Below are 20,794 nucleotides of genomic sequence, written 5' to 3' on the forward strand. Positions count from 1 at the left end.
TCAAAACTCAAGCAGACAGCAGATCGACCGCTTCCGTGGTCGTTTCGTCATGGGTCAGGAAGAAGCGCTGCAGCAGGTTGCGCGCGGCAGTCGCCCGGTACTCGGCCGAGGCGCGCCAGTCGGAAAGCGGTGTGAAATCGGCTTCCAGCGCCTTGCCGGCAGCCACGAACGCAGCTTCCCCCCATGGCTGGCCGCGCAGCGCGGCTTCGGCCTTGGCGGCCCGCTTTGGCGTGCCGGCCATGCCGCCGAATGCCAGGCGGCAATCGGTGATGCGGCCTTCGGAAACGGTCACGCAGAAACCGGTGGCCACGGACGAGATATCCTCGTCCCGGCGCTTGGAAATCTTGTAGGCAGCGTGAAGCTGGCCGGAACGGGGCCGCGGGATCAGGATGCTCTCGACGAATTCGGAGGGCGCCCGGTCCTGTTTGCCGTATTCGATGAAGAACTGCTCCAGTGGCAGGCTGCGCTGCGTGGCTCCCTTGCGCAGAACGATTTGCGCTCCGAGCGCGATCAGTACAGGCGGCGTATCGCCGATGGGCGATCCATTGGCGATGTTGCCGCCGATGGTGCCCATGTTGCGCACCTGTTGGCCGGCGATCCGGTCCCAGTAGCTTTTCAGATGCGGAAAAATCTCGCAGATGGTCTCCTGCGCGTCCGAGTAGGTGACGCCTGCACCGATCTCCAGCGCTGTGTCGCTCAAGGTGACCGATTTCAGCTCTTGAAGGTGGCTGATGAAGACGGCCGGGCCGATGGGGCGCATGAACTTGGTGACCCAGAGACCGACATCGGTGGAACCCGCAACAATGGTCGCCTGCGGAAAGTCTTCCAGAACGGCTGCGAAGTCGGCGACATCCGCCGGAAGGATCGCCTTGTTGTTGTCAGGACCGGTGACGACACGGCGGCCGTCGGAAAGCGCTGCCAGCCGTTCGGTGATGGTTGCCCGTTCCGTTTCCAGGAAATCCTGTGCCGGCGAGCCGTAGCGGTTGGCGGCCATGGCGGCGGCAATGATTGGCTGATAGCCGGTACAGCGGCAGAGATTGCCCTGGATCGCGCTTTCGACTTCCGTTTCTGTCGGTTGCGGATTGCCCATCCACAGCGCGTAGAGCGACATGACGAAGCCAGGGGTACAGAAGCCGCACTGGCTGCCGTGGAAATCGACCATCGCCTGCTGGATCGGATGCAGACCGCCGTTTTCTCCCCGCAGATGCTCGATGGTGACCACGTGGCACCCATCAAGCGACGCGAGAAACCGGATGCAGGCATTGACGGTCTCATATTTCAGAACGCCGCCGGCCAGCCGGCCGACCAACACCGTGCAGGCGCCGCAGTCGCCTTCCGCACAGCCTTCCTTCGAACCCGTCAGCCGGCGCTCCAGGCGCAGGTAGTCGAGCAGGGTCTTGTCGGCAGGCGCATCCGTGACAATCACGTCGGCGCCGTTCAGCAGAAACCGGATTTCTGTGCGGTGGGTCATCGCGTCCTCGGGCAAAGTCTTCTCTCAGCCGAGGACGGTACGCTTCAGGACACTTGCAAAAAATCCGGTGATTCCGGAAATTCTTTCAACAGATCATTGAAAATGGCCGTGCGATACTGTGGCTCGGGAAATGCGACCAAAGTCGATCATGAGAACGAGCGCTCTGTAATCGCACGAGAATTCAAATCCGAGGCAAGAGGCCATGTCCTATCTGGAATCCCTGCGCGTCTTCACCCGCGTGGTCGAACTGGGCAGCATCACATCCGGCGGACGCGACTTGCGCCTGACACCGGCGGTTGCCAGCAAGCGCATAAAGGAGCTGGAAAAGCATCTCGGCGTGCGGCTCTTCAACCGCACCACCAGATCGCTCACACCGACCGAGGTCGGCAAGGTGTTCTACGATTATGCGGTGAAGGCGCTGGAATCCATCGAAGACGCGGAAGCCGCCGTCGCCAGTTTTTCCGATACGCCGCGCGGGGTCATCCGGGTCACGGCACCGCTTGGTGCCGGCCGGCGCATCATCGCCCCGCTGGTGCCGCGTTTCGTTGAAAAATTCCCGGCTACGGAAGTGCATATGCGCCTGTCCGACCGCAAGGTCGACATCCTGTCCGACGGGCTGGACGTCGCTTTTTTCATTGGCACTCCGCAGGACTCCAATCTGAAGCTGCGCAAGATATCCGATTGCCCCCGGGTGCTCTGCGCGGCTCCGGAGTACCTGGAAAAGCACGGTACGCCCCGTACCCCGGATGATCTCCTGAGCGACGAGCATAATTGCCTGCTGCTGCGCTACCCGCGCTCGCCGGAATATTACTGGGTTCTGCAGACACCGGCCGGGCCGCGCAAGCTTCAGGTTTCCGGCAAAATGGATGCCGACCATGGCGACGTTCTCACCGACTGGGCCTTGTCAGGATACGGCATCGTCAACAAGCCGAGGTTCGACGTAGCCCAGCATCTGGAAAGCGGCCGTCTAGTGGAGATCCTGAAGGATACGCCGCCTCCCCCCACCATCTTCGGCTGCCTCTATCCGCACAGGCGCCTTCAGGACCCGAAGATCCGCCACTTCGTGGATTTCGTGATCAGCAACGCGGATGTGGCCGGGTAGGACCCGACCCTGTTCAGTCTCTGCGGCGGGTCTGAAAGATCCGCGCCGACATGTCCCTTGCCGGTACGACGACCTGTTGCGGGTCCAGTTCCTTCTGCCAGTCAAGGCTGACCGGCGAAATCCTTGCTAGGGCTTCGGCAAAGGGGGCCGGGTCCTTTGCAGCTGCCGCGACAAGATCCTTTGCCTCAGCGCGGGAAACGCCGTTCCGGGCGAGAACAAAGCTGGCGGTTTCGGCCATGATTTCCGGGTTTGAGGCCAGTGTAGCGGCGAGGTTGGCCTCGTGCGCCTGCAGGCTGGTGGCAAGCTCTTCTGCGTGCACCAGCGCAGCGCCTGCGGCCAGCAGCATTTGTGGCAGGAAATGCCATTCCAGCGGCCACGCTGTCCCGTCGCGCTCCTCAAGGGGGCTGGCGGCAGCGGCAAGCCCGGCCTGGGCGGCAATCGCAATGCTGTTGAGCACCTGAATGGTCTCGGCCTGCACCGGGTTCGCCTTTTGCGGCATGGTCGAGGATCCGCCACCGGTCCCGCTGGAAACTTCCGCAATGTCCGTGCGGCCGGAAAGCGCCAGGTCTCCAGCCATCTTCGCAAGGGCGGAGGTGACCTGTTGCAGCCAGCCCGCAAGCGCCAGAATGGGCGTCCGGTTGACGTGCCACGACGGGCTGTCTTCAAGGCCGAGTTCCAGTGCGAGCGCCGCCGAGACTGCGGTTCCATCCGGAGCGATTGCGCTGTTGATGCCTGAGGCGCCGCCAAACTGGACGCGCAGCACGGCGGACCTGAGCGCGGGCAGGGCATTTTCTGCATCTATCAGCGGATGCGCCCATTGCGCGATCCGGTAGCCGAGGGTGATCGGTGTCGAAACCTGGCTGCGCGTACGCCCCGCCATGAGCTGATCCGCATGGCGCTCGCTCTGCCGTTCCAGCGTATCGACCAGTTTTTCCAGTCGAGCGCCCAGGATCTCCAGCGCCACTTTCGTCTGAAGGACCAGCGCCGTGTCGATCACGTCCTGACTGGTCGCGCCCCAGTGCAGCCAGGCCCCGGCGTCGACGCTGAGCTGCTTGCGCAGTTCCGCCACAAGCGCTGGAACGGGCACGCCGGCGGATCTTGTACCGGCCGCAAGGTTTGCGGGCTCGATCTTAGCGTCGGCGAGCTTCTCTGATATCTCCCGCGCGGCCTGCGCCGGAATGATCTCCAGGCGCCCCTGTACGGTGGCAAGGGCGCGCTCGAAGGCGATCATATGCGCGACATCGCTGCCATCAGCGAGAAGCTTGGTCAGGTCACCGTCAGCAAAGAGGGAGGAATGGATCTGGCTGGAAAATAGAGAAAGAGGCATGGCTCGGCAGGGTCTCTGGATGGGCCCTTATTGAGAGCCAAGTGGAAAGGCGGGTCAAGCCGCCTTCAGCGGCAGACCCAGGATCTCGCGCGCCTGCTGCCAGGTCGCGACGGGACGCTCATATTTCTCGCAAAGATCCGCCGCCCGTTTTACAAGCGCCGCATTGGAAGGGGCAAGCGTGTCCCGGTTGAGGCGGATGTTGTCTTCCAGGCCGGTGCGGGTATGCCCGCCTGAGGAAATGCACCACTCGTTAAGGGTGAACTGATGTTGGCCGATCCCGGCCGCGCACCATTCGGCGTGCGGTACCAGGCGTTCAACGGTCTTGATGTAATAGTCGAAGACATCCCGGTCGACGGGCATGGCATTCTTCACGCCCATGACGAACTGCACATAAAGCTTGCCGGGAATACGCCCGTCCCGGTTCATGGCGGCCGCCTGATGAATGTGGCTCAGGTCGAACGCCTCGATCTCCGGTTTCACATGATGGGTGCGCATCTCGCTGGCGAGCCAGTCGACCAGATCCGGTGGGTTCTCATAGACCCGGGTCGGGAAATTGTTGGAGCCGACGGACAGCGACGCCATGTCGGGCTGAAGGGCAATCATGCCGCCGCGTTCCTTCCCGGCACCCGAACGGCCTCCGGTGGAAAACTGGATGATCATGCCCGGGCAGTGTTTTTCCAGCCCTTCCTTGAGCCGTGCGAACTTCTCCGGATCCGAGGATGGCGTCTCATCGTCGTTGCGCACATGGGCGTGGACGATGCTCGCACCGGCCTCGAAGGCAGCCTGCGTGCTTTCCACCTGCTCCGTAACGGTGATCGGCACCGCCGGATTGTTTTCCTTCTTCGGCAGCGATCCGGTAATCGCGACGCAGATGATGCAGGGCTTGGACATGTCCGTCTCTCAATATCTCGTTCTGCACCCAAAACGGGTACACCACCAGTCGCCACTTCTTCCGCCTCATCCTGAGGAAGCGCTTCAGCGCTGTCTCGAAGGATGGGCCGCATACTTTGAGTGCGCCGCCCATCCTTCGAGACGCATGGCTTGGCCAAGCTCCTCAGGATGAGGAAGAGTGGTTTGTGCCTTCTCAGATATCGAAGAACACCGTTTCGTCCGGGCCTTGCAGCTTGACCTCGAAACGATAGACCGTCTTGCCGTCGCGCTCGGTCTTCCGGGCGATCAGGGTCTGGCGGCGCTTTTCCCATTCGATCAGGTTGATCACCGGGTCGGCCGCGTTGGCCTCAGCTTCGTCCTCGAAGTAAAGGCGGGTCTGAAGCCCGACATTGATGCCGCGCGCGACGATCCAGAGGCTGATATGGGGCGCGGAAACCTTGCCGTCCGGCAGCTTGACCGGGCCTGGCTTGACCGTGTCGAACCCCCATTCGCCGGTGTCGAAATCGGTGATGACACGGCCCCAGCCGCGGAACCCGTCTTCCACGTCGCCGGCATGTTCAGGATGGGCGTAAATGCCCTCGCTGTTGGCCTGCCAGGTTTCCAGCATCACGTCCTTGATCGGCGAGCCCATGCCATCGATGACGACACCTTCCACACGAATGCGCTCACCCTTGGCATTGGGGCCTGCGATATCCCAGCCCAGTTCCTGCCGATAGATGTCGAAACCGGCGGCGCCTGGCGCGAGGCCGATATGAACGTAAGGTCCGGCCGTCTGGGAAGGCGTTTCCTTCAGATAGTCGAGTTGCTGCGTCATGATCAGTTCCCCTCCGGCCGGTTTTCAAACAGGGTCGAGCGGCGTCCGCGCAGGACGATGTCGAACTTGTAGGCGATCGTGTCGAGCGGGATGGTGGCATTGAGGTCGAGCTTGGCGACCAGTTGCTCAACAGCCGCCGGATCGGGAATGGTGTTCACGATCGGGCATTTCGGAATGAGCGGATCGCCCTCGAAGTAGCATTGGGTGATCAGACGCTGACAGAAGGCAGTGCCGAAGATCGACATGTGGATATGGGCCGGCCGCCAGTTGTTCACCCAGTTCCGCCAGGGGTAGGCGCCCGGTTTGATCGTGCGGAAATAGTAGTAGCCGTTCTCGTCGGTCAGGGTGCGGCCGCAGCCGCCGAAATTCGGGTCGATGGGCGCAAGATAGGTGTCCTTCTTGTGCCGGTAGCGTCCGCCCGCATTGGCCTGCCAGATCTCCACCAGGGTGTTCGGGATCGGCTTCGCGTTCTCGTCCAGCACCCGGCCATGCAGGATGATCCGCTCGCCGATCGCGCTTTCACCCGCCTTCGCGTAGTTGTAGATCAGGTCCTTGTCGAGCGGGTCGATATCGTTATGGCCGAAGGTCGGCCCGGTGATCTCGCTGACGTTGTTTTCCAGGCTGATCATCGAATATTGCGGCGAGCGCGACACGCTGGTCTTGTAGTCCGGCGTATGTGCAGGCGGATGCCACTCGCGGTCCCGCTGATAGAAAGGTCCGGGTTTCAACATCGATTTTCCTCCGTTAACCGCCTGTCGCGGTCAGCTTCTGGCCGCTGCGTTCCATTTCGGCGTAAGTTTCCTTGGCGATCTTGAGCGCCTGGTTGGCACGTGGCACGCCCGCATAGACCGCCACATGCTGAAACGCCTCGAGCACGTCCTGCTTGCTGGCGCCGGTGCGGGCGGTTGCCCGGATATGCATGGCAATCTCCTCGAAATTGCCGAGTGCCGCCAGAAGGGCGAGCGTCAGCATCGAACGCTCCCGCGGACTGATGCCGTCCGACGCCCAAACCGTGCCCCAGGCACCCTCGGTGATCAGGGTCTGGAATGGTTCGTCAAGTGGCGTCTTGGCGGCTTCTGCCCGGTCGACATGTTCATCGCCAAGCACGGATCGCCTGACCTTCATGCCGGTTTCAAAACGCTCAGACATGGAGGTCCTCCTTCAGGAAAGTCATGAGATGGCCGGCAAAGACATCCGGCTTTTCGACGCAGGGCAGATGACCCGCACCGGAAATTTCAACGTAGCGGCTGCCGGCGATGAGGTCCGCCGTGCCGCGCACCATGGCGGGTGGGCTGGCGAGGTCCTCGCTGCCGCCGATACCCAGCACCGGCAGGCGAAGCCCGGACGTGCTGTCCGTCAGATCTGCACCGGCTATTGCTTCGCAGCAGCCGATGTAACCTTCCGTCGGGGTGCGAACCAGCATGTGGCGCCAGGCCAGACATTCGGCCGTCTGGCGGAAATCTTCCGAAAACCAGCGCTCCAGAATGGCATCGGCAAGGCTCTCGATACCGCCTGCACGGATCCGGGCAATCCGGTCTTGCCACATGGCGGCTTCGCCCATTTTCGCGCCGGTGTTGGACAGCACCAGACCCTTGATGCGTTCCGGCTGCCGGTGCGAAAGGAGCTGACCGATCATGCCGCCGATGGAAAGCCCGACAAAAACACAGGAGCCGATCTGAAGATGATCGAGCAGCTGTTGCGTGTCGCTGGCGAGATCGTCCATGGAGTACGGGCTCTCGGGACAGGAGGACAGCCCATGGCCGCGCTTGTCGAAGCGGATCAGCCGGAGGCCTGTTTCCGGCAGAAGGTCGATGACCTTGTCCCAGAGCCGCAATTCCGTGCCGAGCGAATTGGCGAAGACGACGGGCGTGCCGTCCGGGTCGCCATCTTGGCGCCAGTGAATGTCGGTAGAAGGCAGTCGCGCGATCTTCATCAGTAGGGCAGTCCCACATAGTTCTGCGCAAACCACTTCTGCGCGGTTTCATTGTGATGCAGAGACTCGATTTCCGCCCGCTGCATCTTCAGATCGAAATCCGACTGGTCCGGGAACCGGTGCAGCATGTTGGTGGTCGCCCAGCTGAAACGCTCCGCTTTCCAGATCCGAGCCAGGGCTTTCTCCGAATAGGTATCGATGCCGTGGCTGTCCTTGTCCTGATAGTAATGCACCAGACCCTCATAGAGGTAATGCACGTCGGAGGCAGCGGTGTTGAGGCCCTTGGCGCCTGTTGGCGGCACGATATGGGCGGCATCGCCGCACAGGAACAGACGGCCCCAGCGCATCGGCTCGCACACGAAGGACCTGAGTGGGGCAATGGATTTCTCGATAGAGGGTCCGGTCACCAGCTTGTCGGCAACCGCTTCCGGTAGCCGGCGTCTCAGTTCGTCCCAGAACTTCTCGTCGGTCCATTCGAAAATGTCGTCGCTGACATTGCACTGGACGTAGTAGCGCGACAGGTTTTCGTTACGCATGGAGCAAAGCGCGAAGCCGCGTGCCGAATTGGCATAGATGAGTTCTTCATGCACCGGCGGCGTCTCGGACAGAACGCCCAGCCAGCCGAAGGGAAACACCTTCTCGTAGTCCTTGCGCACGGTGTCGGGAATGGTCTTGCGGCTGACGCCGTGGAACCCGTCACAGCCCGCCACGAAATCGCAATCGATGCGCCGCGCGCTGCCGTCCACGGTAAAGGTGACATAGGGCGCGTCGGTGTCCGCATCGCGGATCTCGACCCCCTCGACCTCGAAAATCGTCTGACCGCCAACCGCATCGCGGGCGTCATAAAGATCACGCGTGACTTCCGTCTGGCCGTAGACGACGACATTCTGGCCGATCAGCTTCTGGAAGTTGATGTCGAACATCTCGTTTTCGTACGAGATGCAGGTGCCGTCATGGACGAAGCATTCCTTGTCCATCCGCTCGGCCACGCCTGCCTCGCGCATCATGTTGACGAGACCCGTTTCCAGAATGCCGGCCCTGATGCGGCCAAGTACATATTCACGCGTCTTGCGCTCCAGAATGATGGTCTCGATGCCCTTCAGATGAAGAAGCTGCCCGAGTAGCAGGCCGGACGGTCCACCGCCGACAATGACAACCTGAGTTCGCATCCGATCCTCCCTTGTTGAATTGATATTGAATGATCAAAATTGGGAAGTAAAATGAGATATTCGGCTTCTTTCTTTCCAAAATGAGAAATTAAATGATCGACCGACGCATCAAGTTCCGGCACATCCAGTGCTACGTGGAGATTGCGCAGGAACGCAGCCTGAAACTGGCTGCCGACAAGTTGAATCTCACCCAGCCGGCGATCTCCAAAACGCTCAAGGAACTGGAAGATATCATCGGCGCCAGCCTGATGACGCGAAACCGGGCCGGCATCGCGCTGACCAAGCAGGGCAAGGTGTTTCTGCATTTCGCGCAGATCTCGCTGGCGAGCCTGCAGCAAGGCCTGGACGGGGTCGAGAAGGAAGGCGAACACGCTCGTGCGACCTTGAAGGTGGGCGTTCTGCCGAGTGTCGCGGCCAGCTTCATGCCCCCGGTCATCAAGGAGTTTTCCGAACTGGCACCTCATGTCATGGTCCAGATCATGGACGGCCCGCACGGCTACCTGATCGAACGGCTGAAGATGGGTGAACTCGACCTGGTGATCGGCCGGCTCGGCAGGCCGGTGTCCATGGAAGGCGTTTCCTTCACCCAGCTTTATTCCGAGCGGGTCGATGTAATCGTCCGGGTCGGGCACCCGCTACTGGAAAGACCGGACATCAAGCGTATCGTCGAATGGCCCGTGCTCTATCCGCCAGAAGGCGCGGCGATCCGGCCTCTGGTCGAGCGCTTCATGATCGCCAACGGGGTCGGCGAGATTCCGAACAAGATCGAAACGGTCTCGGGTGCTTTCGGCAGGGTCTATACCCGCCGGACCGACGCGGTCTGGATCATTTCGTCCGGCGTGGTGCAGAACGAAACCGCCGACGGTCACCTGGTCCGCCTGCCGTTCGACACCGACATGACCAAGGGGCCTGTCGGCCTGATGACCCGTCCGGACACCCAGCCAGGCGCGGAGGAACAGGTCTTCCGGCTGGCGGTCCAGACCGTGATCGAGGAGCTGGGGCTGAGTTCTTGAGGATCTCGATGCTCTCAGCCGTGGCGGAAAGCTTAACTCTTTTGCGCCAGCCTCTTGGCGTTCGGTTTTGCGAATTGACTCGGAGAATGGTTATTGGACATCAATTTTTACGCTACCGCACTTGGCATAGTCCTACTGATTTCTGGCGGTCTTTTTTCGATGGTTTGCGATGTTGCGCAGGACCGGTTGTTGAAAAGATGGAAAGCGATCGAAAACAAATGGGTAACACGAGGTTTTTTGGGGGCGGGCATACGTATTATCAAGGAAAATGATCCGCCAAAAGAATTCGAAGAGGAATTTGCAAATAGTTTTTCGAAAAAACATGTTTGGATTGCATATTTATCTGGTGTTTTGGGGTTTATACTCTTGGCAATTATAAACTTGTTAAGCTAGTAACAAGTGAATTTCTCTGTAAAAAGCGTCCATTTCTCACCGTTTCATGGGCTGAAAATAAGTGGGGAATTATTGAGATCAGAAAAAGATATTTCCTGAACCGCCTATCCGAACGAACCAATCAGACAATTGATTGCGACGAGCCAGCTTTTACATCCGCGCGGCACACCCCGCCAGAGCCGCGAAATCGTCATCAAGCAGATGAACCGGAATGCCGGAAACCAGCTTTTGCTGGCGGCCCTTCGCGCAAAAGGCGTTGATGAATTCCGGTTCTGCCAGGAACCTCGCCAGGCTGCGGGTGACGCCGCCTGTCAGCACGATGCCGCCAAGGGACAGGAACACCAGCGAGAGGTCGCCAATCACTCGGCCGAGAAATGTCACCCATTGCCGGGCAGCGGAAACGCAAATCGGATCGGATCCGGAGTTGGCGCGCTCCGCAATGTCAGCCGGTGACAGGTCGCGCGGCGACAGGCCCTGCTCCAGGCAATACCACTCGTGAATTTCCTTGAGACCGCTTCCCGACAGCGCCCGTTCGACGGAGGCGCGTCCGCGGTTGAGAGCGAGGTAGTTCCAGAGACGAAGTTCGTCTTCGGTTTCGACCGGCAAAGTCGAGTGACCGCATTCGCCGGTGCCGACATGAAATCCGGCAGGTGTCTGAAACAGGGCGGCAGCATTGAAACCGGTTCCCGCGCCGACGACGAGGCGCGTGGCGTTGCTGCGCAGTTTCTGGCTCGGTTCATAGACGGGCTGAAGCCGCTCCGTTGGGACCTTGTCCAGCGAATAGGCTAACGCCTCGAAATCGTTCAGGAAGGTAATGTTCGCTCCGCCCAGAACCTTGCCGATGCAGTCGGCACTGAAGGTCCAGGGATGGTTTGTCATGCGGATTGCGGGGCCATCGATGGGGGCTGCGATGGCGATGACGGCAGAAGCACAGGCCGGTCGCCCGGCTTCCGAAAGATAGGTGCCGATAGCCGCTTCCGGTGTTTCGAAATCCGCATTGCGGAACCGCGCGATGGTGTTTTCCAGAACGCGGCCGTTCTCGACCAGCGCCAGCCGGGTGTTGGTGCCACCGATGTCGGCGGCAAGGCCTCGTTGAATGCTCATAGGCGGTTACCCGATGCAATGTCGAAATAGGAAATCTTGGAAAGGTCGAAAGCGATCGGGACGCGCTGACCGGCGGTGACCGGCGCATCCGCCGACAGCCGGGCAACGGCTTCCGTTCCGCCAAGTTGAATGACCGCATAGGTGTCGGCGCCGGCCGGTTCGACCACGTCCAGAAGGCAATCGGCGCTTTGCAGGCTGCGGCCGTCGATGCCACCGGACCGCAAGCCAAGATCCGTCATCGCCTCCGGGCGAAGGCCGATGGTGAGCTCTGCCGTACCGCCGGCGGACAGCGTTTCCGGCCCCGGACCATAGTCGAACAATTCCAGCGGCGGTCCTTCCGGCGTCGGGATCTGCAGCCGGAGATGGTCGCCCTCGCGTGTTGCGGTGCCGGTCATCAGGTTCATGGACGGTGCGCCCATGAAGTCCGCGACAAAGGCATTCACCGGCTTGTTGTAGATCTCCTGCGGCGTGCCGATCTGTTGGACCTCGCCGTCTTTCATCACAACGATCCGGCTGGCCAGCGTCATGGCTTCGATCTGGTCATGGGTGACGTAGACGATGGACGCGCCTGTTGTCTGATGGATGCGCTTGATTTCCGTGCGCATGGTCACGCGCAGCTTGGCATCGAGATTGGACAGCGGTTCGTCGAACAGGAACAGTTTCGGTTCGCGCACAAGGGCCCGGCCCATGGCAACACGCTGGCGCTGTCCGCCGGAAAGTTCCGCCGGGCGGCGGTGCAGCAGGTGTTCGATCTTCAGAAGATCCGCGACCTCGGCCACCTTCCGTTTCTTCTCTGTCTCTTCGACCTTTCGGACTTCAAGGCCGAAGCCGATGTTGCGTTCCACGCTCATGTTGGGGAACAGGGCATAGGACTGGAACACCATGGCGATATCCCGGTCGGCCGGTTCGTCGTTGGTGCGGTCCTTGCCGGCAATGCAGATGGTGCCGGAGGAAATGTCGGTCAGTCCGGAAATGCAGCTCAGCAGGGTCGACTTGCCGCAACCGGACGGTCCGACCAGGACAAGAAACTCACCGGGCGCCATGGAGATATCGATGTCCTTGAGGACATTCACGTCCCCGTATCTCTTCTGCAGGCGGCTGATTTCGAGGATGGGGTCTTGCGGCATTGCGGCGTTCATTCCTTGTCGGTCTCCTGCTGAGGTCAGCCCTTGACGGATCCGGCGACCAGTCCGGAGACGATGAATTTCTGGAAGGCGATGGCGAGGATGGCTGGCGGCAATGTCGCCAGAACGCCAACCGAGGCGATGACGCCGTAGTCGGTAACGCGTCCGGCGGAGAAATCCGCGATCGCCACAGGCAGGGTCTTCGCGCTGAGATCGTTGGTGAAGATCAGGGCGTAGAAGAACTCGTCCCACGCCACCAGGAAGGACAGCATGGCGGTGGCGGCAATGGCCGGAAGGGCCAGCGGCAGCACCACCTGCCGGATGGTGTAGGCGGTTCCGGCACCTTCCATGAAGGCAGCCTGCTCCACTTCCACCGGCAGCACGTCGATATTGGCCTTCATCAGCCAGATGGCGAAAGGCAGCAGCATGGCCGTATAGACAATAATCAGCGTCACCGTGTGGTTCAGCATGCCGAAGCTGCTGAAGGTCGAATAGAGCGGCAGCACATAGGTGATCGGCGGCATCATGATCGTTGCGAGAAAGGCGAACAACAGGACTATCGACGCCTGTCTTCTGGAAAAGGCATAGGCAGCCGGAATGGCGAGCAGAAGCGCGATGACGGTTGACCCACCGGCTGTCAGGAGGGAATTCCGGAGTGCGCTCAAAAACCGCTCGCCGTTGCCGCCTTCAAGGCTGAGCAGGCTCGTGTAGCGGCTGAAGTCAAGTTCGGAGGGGATCCAGCGCAGCGGCACCTCTGTCAGGTCGGTCGGCGCGCTGATGCTCATGACGGCAAGCCAGAGCAGCGGGCCTGTTGTGAAGGCTGCCAGCAACAGGGCGCAGCCATAAAGCAGGATGGATTGAACGAGCGAGCGTTTCATGCCGCGCCTCCCGCCGTCTGCCGCTTGGTCGCGGAATAATAGAACACGATCAGAACGGCGCTGATCCCGGCGACCAGCACTGCATAGGAGGCCCCGCTGCCGCTTCTGAGGTAGTTGAAATATTCCTGGTAGACGTAAAAGCTCGCGGTCTTGGTGCTGTCCGCGGGGCCTCCGCCGGTCATGACGTAGATGATGTCGAAGACGCGGAAGGCTTCGATGGTTCGCAGCACCATGACGACCATCAATGGACCGGCGATCCAGGGCAGGGTGATCGAGCGGAACCGTTTCCAGGGCCCGGCGCCTTCGATGGCTGCCGCCTTGTTGAGGTCACCGGGCACTGTCTGCAGGGCGGCCAGTGCCACATAGGCAACCAGCGGAAAGTTCTTCCAGACATCTGCCAGGATGACCATGTTCATGGCGGTCGCCGGATCGCCGATCCAGCTGCGGTAATCGGAAATGAGGCCCAGCTGGAACAGCAGGGAGTTCAGCGCGCCATAATCAGGGTGATAGATCAAGCGCCAGGCAACGGCGTTGACGATGGTCGGCACCGCCCAGGGCAGGATGATCAGAGCCCGAAGCAGCGTCCGGCCCCGGAATTCCTGGTTGAGCAGCACGGCAACCGCGACACCGAGAATGCCTTCCAGGCCCACCGAGACGATGGTGAAGTAAAGCGTCCTGAAGAGGGCGTCCTGAAAATCCGGGTCGGTAAGCGCGTAGACGTAGTTTTCCAGGCCGATGAAATGCACCGGCTCGGGAAGAGCGGAAATGCGCGTGTCGGTGAAGCTCAGCCACAGTGTGTTGGCAAGCGGTATCAGCGTGACCAGCGCAAGCAAAGCCAGGGCCGGCGCCAGAAGGATCCATTTTTCACGTTTCTGGCGTCGGCCAAGCATGGTCAGTCTCCCGTCAGTCGCAAACTTAGCGGATGCGCTTGACGCGGTCTGCGGCAGCTTCCAGCGCGTCATCCACACTTGCCTGGCCGAGCAGGACCTGATGGATGTTCTTCTGGAGAATGTCGGAGACTTCGGTGTAGGACGGCACCAGCGGACGCGGATACATGACAGCGATGGATTCTTTTGCCGCCGCGATCAGGTCTTCCTGGCCTTCGATCACCTTCGGTTCGGAATAGGACGCCTTCCAGATCGGCAGGCTGAGCTTGGCATAGTTGTCCTGAACGTCCTTCTGGGTCAGGAAGGAGATATAGGCCCAGGCTTCATCCGCATGCGGGCTGTTGGCCGGAATGCCGAGACCCATGGAACCGTTGACGCTGGAGGCGGTTGACTTGCCTTCGACGCCTGGTGCCGGAGCTACCTTCACCTTGCCGGCGACCTTGCTTTCCTTCGGGTCGTTGGCCAGGGCATTCATGTAGGTCCAGTTGAGGGCAAACGCCGCTTCGCCGTTGGAGAACACCCGGCGGACGTCTTCTTCGAAATATTCGCGTGAAGACGGGTTGCTCAGGCCTTCGTCCAGCGTTGCCTTCATGAAGGAAACGGCATCCTTGGCACCGCCTGCGGTAAAGGCCGGCTGGCCTTCATCGAAGAACGCGCCGTCATTGGCCGCCGTCAGGGTGGTGAAGTCGCAGATCATCGCCTCGGACTGGGACCAGCTCCAGACCAGCGGATATTCGACAATGCCCTTGTCCTTGATCTGCTTGGCCTGTTCCGCCAGTGCGGCCCAGGTCTTGGGCGGGGCGGAAATGCCAGCCTCTGCCAGCATGTCGGCATTGTAGAAGAGGTATTTCGTATCGAGGATCCAGGGCATGCCATAGCGCTTGCCGTCATATTCGACCGTCGTCCAGGCACCATCGAAAACCTTGTCGGTATAGTCGGCCGGAATGCGGTCGGTGACATCCTGCAGGAAGCCACGCGTTGCGAATTCGGCCGGCCAGATCACGTCGAACAGGACAACGTCATAGCCGTCATCGCCCGCACCTGCTGCTGCAATGATCTTGTCGTGCAGGGCTTCATAGGGAACGAATTCGAGTGCAACCGTGACGCCGGGATTTGCTTCCTCGAACTTGGCGGTCATCGACTTGATGTCGTCTTCGCTGTAAGCCGCCTGGCTCATGAAAAGTGCATTCAGTGTGGTGTCGGCCAATGCCGTCGTGGTCATCGCCAGGGTCGCGAAGGCGGACCCCAAAATCATCTTTCCAAACGTGTTCATCTCGCCCTCCGGTTTTTGTGTAGGCAAAGCATCCTATGTTCGGTTTTTTTATTTTGTCAAATTGATAGAAAAAATAATTTCTGGTCTATTGGCGCCATGAACGACAGTGCTCCGATCCCCGCATCCTTCCGGACCAGCGGCACAAACCTGACCCGCGCCAAGACGCATAATCACCGCGTTGTGCTGGAAGTCATCCGCACGCGCGGTCCGATCGGTCGCACGGAAATATCTGAAATCACGTCGCTTTCCCGCCAGACGGTGCAGAACATCGTCGGCGAGCTGGAAAGCCGCGGCATTGTCGAGATGCATGCCCAGAAGGCCAGGGGGCGCGGCCATCCGGGCATGACGGTGCAGCTCAAGCCCGATCATGCCTACAGTCTCGGGTTTCATGTCGATCGTCTGTCAGTGACGGCGATTGCCTGCGATCTTCTGGGCAGCATCGTCTGGCAATCGGCCGCTCCCATGGCCGCTGCCACGCCCGAGGCCGCCAACAGCCGGATCCTGTCGATGGCAGAAGAGTTCCGTGCTGCGCATCCCGGTATGGCCAAGTGTCTGTTCGGCGTCGGTCTTGCCGCTCCCGGCCCTTTCGAAACCGGATCGCAGACCTCCAGCGGCACCGATGCCACCACATTTTCGGATTTCGGCTCGCCGGAAAATCTCGCGCAGCTTCAGTCGGCGATCGGCTTGCCGGTGGTCCTTCAGAACGACGCGTCGGCCGCCGCGCTGGGCGAGCATGTTTACGGGATCGGCCGCAGCTTCAACAGCTTTGCCTTCATCCAGTTCGGCATGGGGCTTGGCGCCGGCTTTGTCCTGAACGGGGCGCTCTATCCGGGTGCGACGAAAAACGCCGGTGAAATCGGGCACGTTGTGATCGACCCGACAGGCCCGGCCTGTTCCTGCGGCAACACCGGCTGCCTGGAACGGTATCTGTCTCTCAACGCGCTGTGCGAAAGGCTTGACCTGGAGCCGACCGAGCCGGGGTCGGTCGCGCGGATCGAAGCCTTGTTCGCCGAAGGAGATCCGGCAGTCCTCGGCTGGATAGCCGATGTCGCGCCGCTCATGCGCCAGATGATCAACATGATCGAGATGATGCTCGACCCGGAAGCGCTGATCCTGGGTGGCATCATTTGTCCGGACTTCCTCCAGGCGCTGCTCGACAGTGCCTCTCCGCTTCCCCGCCGTCTCGACGGTTCGCTTGAAGAAGACAGGATCCGCATCGGTACGTCCGGTGCAACTGCGGTCGCCCTCGGTGCGACGGCCGCCGCCGTCGATGCGCTCTACGCCCCCTCGGTTTCGCACCTGCTGCTGTGAGAGCAAGCCTCTATGGAAGCCCTCATGCTGAGGAGGACCGTCAGGTCCGTCTCGAAGCATGGGCGGCAAATCCCGAACAGGCGGCCCATCCTTCGAGACAGCGCTGAAGCGCTTCCTCAGGATGAGGGGAGGAAGAGGTGCCGCATTGAAGATTGTCACCCCGGACAAGTGCAGCGCAGATCCAGGGCCCACTCTCTGGGCCGCTTGCCGAAGTGGTCGGATCTCTACAAAAGCCTTCGCTCACAACCATATCTCTGGACATGAGCAGGCTCCGGGTCACCCTTCGGTCGCCCGGGGTGACAACCGGGATAGCGGCAAAGCTGCGTCAATCGGGACCGGTTAGGTTGCCGGAACGGGATGCGCGGTTGGTCCGCCCCTAACTCAGGCCCAGCATCTTGCGGATCTGCTCCTGGTCGGTCTCGCCGCCGGCAAAGTCGTCGAAGGCCTTGTCGGTGACTTCGATGATGTGGTGCTCAATGAAGGGCGCGCCTTCCGCGGCGCCCTGTTCGGGTGACTTCAGGCAGCATTCCCATTCCAGAACGGCCCAGCTGTCATAGCCATGTTGGGCGAGCTTGGAGAAGATGCCGGAAAAATCCACCTGGCCATCCCCCAGGGACCGGAACCGGCCCGCGCGGTTGACCCAGCCCTGATAGCCGGAATAGACGCCCTGGCGGCCGTCCGGATTGAACTCGGCACCTTCACGTGATAGGCGCAGATGCGCTCGTGGTAGATGTCGATGAACGCCAGATAGTCGAGCTGCTGCAGCAGAAAGTGCGACGGATCGTAGTTGATCTGGCAGCGCGTGTGGCCTCCGAGCGCCTCCAGAAACATCTCGAAGGTGGCGCCGTCGAAGACGTCCTCGCCTGGATGGATTTCATAGCCGACATCGACACCGTTTTCGTCATAGACATCGAGTATCGGTTTCCAGCGTGCCGCCAGTTCCTTGAACGCTTCCTCGATCAGCCCCGCAGGGCGTTGCGGCCAGGGGTAGAGATAGGGGAACGCCAGTGAACCGGTGAAGCTGACGGAAGCAGTGAGGCCGAGCCGCTTGCTGGCGATCGCCGCTTTTTTCATCTGGTCGACCGCCCAGGCCTGCCGCGCTTTCGGATTGCCGTGCACTTCGGATGGTGCAAAGCCGTCAAAGGCCAGGTCATAGGCCGGGTGAACCGCCACGAGTTGGCCCTGCAGATGGGTCGAAAGCTCGGTAATCTCGACGCCGGCGTCCGCGCAGATGCCTTTGACCTCGTCGCAATAGGTTTCGCTTTCGGCGGCCTTGTCGAGATCGAAAAGGCGGCTGTCGAAGGTCGGGATCTGAATGCCCATGTAGCCGAGATCCGCAGCCCATTTGGCGATTGCGGGAAGTGAATTGAACGGAGCGTCGTCTCCGGCAAACTGGGCCAGGAAAATTGCGGGCCCCTTGATCAGTCCAGCCATGAATATCTCCTTAGAGTGTGAGCTCACGTGCCTTCCGGTGCGTATGAAAACCTGCTGAAATCGGCGGTCTTGCCTTGCCCGGTTGTGTCGAAGGCCAGCATACCGACAAAGGCACCGGTAAAGGAGCCGTGCTCACCGCGCCCGCCTTCATCCGAGATCACGCTGGCATCGAGATCCGGTCCGAAGGGCGTCCAGTCGCGGCCTTGCTGGCGCCAGAAGAATTGCTGGCGGGCACCATCAACCTCAACGGCAAGCTCGACCGGTCCGGCGCCAAGCGCGACAGGGTCTGCCGGAAACGACATGCGTCCATCCGGCCAGTCGCCGGGGCAGGAAAGCAGCGTCAGGCAACGGCCGAGCTGTTCTGTCCAGCTCACGGCCAGAAAATGGAACTTGTGCCGGTTGTAATAGGTCGTCAGTCCGGCCGCCTGCTGGTAGGTCGTTGGCGCAAAATCGGTGAGCGTGGTTTCTACCCGGTAGCCGAGGTGCTCCTGGCGCCGGGCAACCAGCGACTGCTCGTACCAGCTGCCGATGCTTTCCCGCCCGATGAGGCGCAGGGCCGTTCCCGTCAGCGTGAACAGCCGCTCCGGATAAGGCGTGCGCAGCCACTGGAACTCTGGCGGTAGAATTTCCCCAGTGAAAACGCGCTCCACGCGTTGAGCGGGGCGAGTTTCTGTCGCCGTCAGACCCGGCACCTCAACCTTCGGAACCATGCCGCTGTCTTCCAGGTAAAGCCAGCCGTCCTCCCGCCAGACGCATTTCTGGATCGCGGTCTCCCGTCCCAGAGGCGAGAACCGTCCGGGCAGGGGCCGGGAACACAGATGGGTGTGGTAGACGTCGCCATCCGGCGTTTCGACAATCTGGCCATGGCCTGCCCGTTGCAGCGGCGCGTCCGGATCGTCTTTGGCGGTGATGAGGTGGGTTTGCGGGTGAAGCTCGTACGGCCCGTCGATGGACCGTGACCGGGCCATGGTAACGGCGTGCCCGTAGCCGGTGCCGCCTTCGGCGACCGTCAGGTAGTACCAGCCGCCGCGCTTGTGAAGATGTGGACCTTCCGTCAGACCGTGCGGGCTTCCGGAAAAGATCTTGCGGATCTCGCCTTTCAGGCCTTCCGTTTCCGACCATTCCTGCAGCAGGATGCCGTCGAAGGCCGGATGGCGCGGATGCCCGCCGACGGAATTTGAAATGTGGTTCCATTGCAGGACCAGGAACCATTTGCGGCCATCGTCGTCATGAAACAGCGACGGATCGAACCCGTGTGAGCTGACGTAGATCGGGTCGCTCCACGGCCCCTCGATGGAAGGGGCCGTGACGATGTAGTTATGTGCGTCCTTGAAATTCCCATCCAGCCGTTTGACGTCCGTATAGACCAGCCAGAACCGTCCGTCCGCGTAGGAAAGACACGGTGCCCAGATGCCGCCGCTGTCCGGATTGCCGCGCATGTCGAGCTGGCTTGCCCGGCTGAGGGGCCGGCAGGCCAGATCCCAGTTGACCAGGTCTTTCGACCGGTGAATCTGGACGCCCGGATACCATTCGAAGGTCGAGGTGGCGATGAAATAGTCATCGCCCGCACGGCAGATCGAGGGATCCGGGTTGAACCCCGGCAGGATGGGATTTCGGATCATTTCCGGCTGGGTCCTTTCCGTTCAGCCGAGGCCGCCCACAGGTTGATATCCGCCTCGCGGGTGGTTTCCTCGATCAGCTTCAGCTCCTCGTCGGAAAACTGGAGATTGGCGACAGCTCCGACGCAGTCCTTTACCTGGCTGCCCCGGCTCGCACCGATCAGGGCCGTTGTGACCCGTCCTTTGCGCAGTACCCAGGCAAGGGCCATCTGCGCCAGCGTCTGGCCGCGCTTTTCGGCAATGTCGTTGAGAGCCCGGATGGTGGCGAGGTTGTCTTCGCTCAGGAACTGGGTCTTCAGCGATTTGCCCTGGTTCGCCCGGCTGTCTTCCGGAATGCCCTTCAGATATTTGCTGGTCAGCATGCCCTGGGCCAGCGGCGAGAAGGCAATGGAACCGATGCCGAGGTCGTCGAGCGTGTCCAGAAGACCGTCTTCCTCGACCCAGCGGTTGATCATGGAATAGCTCGGCTGATGGATCAGGCACGGTGTGCCCAGCTCCTTCAAGATGGCGGCGGCTTCCCGTGTCCGTTTGGAATTATAGGACGAGATTCCGACATAAAGCGCCCGTCCGGACCGCACGATGTGGTCGAGGGCCATCATGGTCTCTTCCAGCGGTGTGTCCGGGTCGAAGCGGTGCGAATAGAAGATATCGACATAGTCGAGGCCCATCCGCTTTAAGGACTGGTCGCAGGACGCGATCAGGTATTTGCGGCTGCCCCACTCACCATAAGGCCCGGGCCACATCTCATAACCGGCTTTGGACGAAATGATCATCTCGTCCCGGTAAGGCGCAAAATCCGTCCGCAGCAGTTCACCGAAGGCGGTTTCCGCCGAACCCGGCTTGGGGCCGTAATTGTTGGCAAGATCGAAATGGGTGATGCCGAGATCGAAGGCGGTCCGGGCAATCTCCCGTTTCTTGTCGAGCGGCGTGTCGTCGCCGAAATTGTGCCAAAGGCCGAGTGAGATCACCGGCAGTTTCAGGCCGGATTTCCCGCATCGGCGGTATTCCATGGTGTCGTAGCGCGTTTCCGCTGCTGTCCAGGTCATAGGCT

19 protein-coding genes and 1 pseudogene are annotated in these 20,794 nt (G+C 60.9%); 4 read left to right on the forward strand and 16 right to left on the reverse strand.

Annotated elements, in window-relative coordinates; translation table 11 throughout:
- Positions 1–7: 7 nt before the first annotated feature.
- Complete coding sequence (xdhA, locus tag Q666_RS34910) at positions 8–1,471, reverse strand: xanthine dehydrogenase small subunit (RefSeq protein ID WP_022999304.1); 1,464 nt, start codon at positions 1,469–1,471, stop codon at positions 8–10.
- Positions 1,472–1,673: 202 nt separating this feature from the next.
- Between xdhA and Q666_RS34915 the strand changes: the two genes are divergently transcribed.
- Complete coding sequence (locus Q666_RS34915; RefSeq protein ID WP_022999303.1) at positions 1,674–2,573, forward strand: LysR family transcriptional regulator; 900 nt, start codon at positions 1,674–1,676, stop codon at positions 2,571–2,573.
- A 13-nt stretch (positions 2,574–2,586) separates the two neighbouring features.
- On the opposite strand, the gene Q666_RS34920 is transcribed toward Q666_RS34915, so the two are convergent.
- From Q666_RS34920 to pobA, 7 genes are all read right to left on the reverse strand, one after another.
- Positions 2,587–3,900, reverse strand: a complete 1,314-nt coding sequence (locus tag Q666_RS34920) for a lyase family protein (RefSeq protein ID WP_022999302.1) — start codon at positions 3,898–3,900, stop codon at positions 2,587–2,589.
- A 54-nt stretch (positions 3,901–3,954) separates the two neighbouring features.
- Positions 3,955–4,791, reverse strand: a complete 837-nt coding sequence (locus Q666_RS34925) for a 3-keto-5-aminohexanoate cleavage protein (RefSeq protein ID WP_022999301.1) — start codon at positions 4,789–4,791, stop codon at positions 3,955–3,957.
- A 193-nt stretch (positions 4,792–4,984) separates the two neighbouring features.
- Positions 4,985–5,605 carry a protocatechuate 3,4-dioxygenase subunit alpha gene (gene pcaG / locus Q666_RS34930; protein WP_022999300.1) on the reverse strand — a complete coding sequence of 207 codons (621 nt, stop codon included), beginning with the start codon at positions 5,603–5,605 and terminating at the stop codon, positions 4,985–4,987.
- 2 nt (positions 5,606–5,607) lie between these two features.
- Positions 5,608–6,336 (reverse strand): protocatechuate 3,4-dioxygenase subunit beta, encoded by a 729-nt coding sequence (gene pcaH / locus Q666_RS34935; RefSeq protein WP_022999299.1) that lies wholly within the window; start codon positions 6,334–6,336, stop codon positions 5,608–5,610.
- A 13-nt stretch (positions 6,337–6,349) separates the two neighbouring features.
- On the reverse strand, positions 6,350–6,754 hold the full coding sequence (pcaC, locus tag Q666_RS34940; protein ID WP_022999298.1) for a 4-carboxymuconolactone decarboxylase: 405 nt from the start codon (positions 6,752–6,754) through the stop codon (positions 6,350–6,352).
- Positions 6,747–7,538, reverse strand: coding sequence for a 3-oxoadipate enol-lactonase (pcaD, locus tag Q666_RS34945; RefSeq protein ID WP_022999297.1), 792 nt, complete (start codon positions 7,536–7,538; stop codon positions 6,747–6,749). The genes pcaC and pcaD overlap by 8 nt, the downstream gene beginning before the upstream one ends.
- Positions 7,538–8,707 (reverse strand): 4-hydroxybenzoate 3-monooxygenase, encoded by a 1,170-nt coding sequence (gene pobA / locus Q666_RS34950; RefSeq protein ID WP_022999296.1) that lies wholly within the window; start codon positions 8,705–8,707, stop codon positions 7,538–7,540. The genes pcaD and pobA overlap by 1 nt, the downstream gene beginning before the upstream one ends.
- Before the next feature lie 92 nt (positions 8,708–8,799).
- Between pobA and pcaQ the strand changes: the two genes are divergently transcribed.
- Both pcaQ and Q666_RS34960 read left to right on the forward strand, forming a co-directional pair.
- Entirely contained in the window at positions 8,800–9,720 is a 921-nt protein-coding gene (gene pcaQ / locus Q666_RS34955; protein ID WP_022999295.1) for a pca operon transcription factor PcaQ, read from the forward strand.
- 93 nt (positions 9,721–9,813) lie between these two features.
- Entirely contained in the window at positions 9,814–10,113 is a 300-nt protein-coding gene (locus Q666_RS34960) for a hypothetical protein (RefSeq protein WP_022999294.1), read from the forward strand.
- Between the two features lie 150 nt (positions 10,114–10,263).
- On the opposite strand, the gene Q666_RS34965 is transcribed toward Q666_RS34960, so the two are convergent.
- Genes Q666_RS34965 through Q666_RS34985 form a run of 5 tightly spaced genes read right to left on the reverse strand, consistent with a single transcriptional unit; the run spans position 10,264 to position 15,361 of the window.
- Positions 10,264–11,217, reverse strand: coding sequence for an ROK family protein (locus Q666_RS34965; protein ID WP_022999293.1), 954 nt, complete (start codon positions 11,215–11,217; stop codon positions 10,264–10,266).
- Entirely contained in the window at positions 11,214–12,356 is a 1,143-nt protein-coding gene (locus Q666_RS34970) for an ABC transporter ATP-binding protein (RefSeq protein ID WP_022999292.1), read from the reverse strand. The genes Q666_RS34965 and Q666_RS34970 overlap by 4 nt, the downstream gene beginning before the upstream one ends.
- Before the next feature lie 23 nt (positions 12,357–12,379).
- Complete coding sequence (locus Q666_RS34975) at positions 12,380–13,219, reverse strand: carbohydrate ABC transporter permease (protein WP_022999291.1); 840 nt, start codon at positions 13,217–13,219, stop codon at positions 12,380–12,382.
- The gene (locus Q666_RS34980; RefSeq protein ID WP_022999290.1) at positions 13,216–14,109 is read right to left on the reverse strand and encodes a sugar ABC transporter permease; all 894 of its coding nucleotides are present in this window, start codon (positions 14,107–14,109) and stop codon (positions 13,216–13,218) included. The genes Q666_RS34975 and Q666_RS34980 overlap by 4 nt, the downstream gene beginning before the upstream one ends.
- A 25-nt stretch (positions 14,110–14,134) precedes the next feature.
- Positions 14,135–15,361, reverse strand: a complete 1,227-nt coding sequence (locus tag Q666_RS34985) for an extracellular solute-binding protein (protein WP_286133755.1) — start codon at positions 15,359–15,361, stop codon at positions 14,135–14,137.
- A 114-nt stretch (positions 15,362–15,475) separates the two neighbouring features.
- Here Q666_RS34985 and Q666_RS34990 point away from each other — a divergent pair, with 114 nt between their 5' ends.
- The gene (locus Q666_RS34990) at positions 15,476–16,690 is read left to right on the forward strand and encodes an ROK family transcriptional regulator (protein ID WP_022999288.1); all 1,215 of its coding nucleotides are present in this window, start codon (positions 15,476–15,478) and stop codon (positions 16,688–16,690) included.
- 376 nt (positions 16,691–17,066) lie between these two features.
- Here Q666_RS34990 and Q666_RS34995 read toward each other — a convergent pair.
- The 3 genes and pseudogenes from Q666_RS34995 to mgrA form a co-directional block, all read right to left on the reverse strand.
- Positions 17,067–18,124: pseudogene (locus Q666_RS34995) on the reverse strand (sugar phosphate isomerase/epimerase).
- A gap of 23 nt (positions 18,125–18,147) precedes the next feature.
- Positions 18,148–19,746: a glycoside hydrolase family 43 protein gene (locus tag Q666_RS35000; RefSeq protein ID WP_022999287.1), complete on the reverse strand. Its 1,599-nt coding sequence runs from the start codon at positions 19,744–19,746 to the stop codon at positions 18,148–18,150.
- Positions 19,743–20,789: an L-glyceraldehyde 3-phosphate reductase gene (gene mgrA, locus Q666_RS35005; protein WP_022999286.1), complete on the reverse strand. Its 1,047-nt coding sequence runs from the start codon at positions 20,787–20,789 to the stop codon at positions 19,743–19,745. The genes Q666_RS35000 and mgrA overlap by 4 nt, the downstream gene beginning before the upstream one ends.
- Between the last annotated feature and the right edge of the window lie 5 nt (positions 20,790–20,794).

Origin of the sequence: Labrenzia sp. C1B70 (assembly GCF_000475395.1) — a bacterium.
In the GTDB taxonomy this organism is placed as follows: domain Bacteria; phylum Pseudomonadota; class Alphaproteobacteria; order Rhizobiales; family Stappiaceae; genus Roseibium; species Roseibium algicola.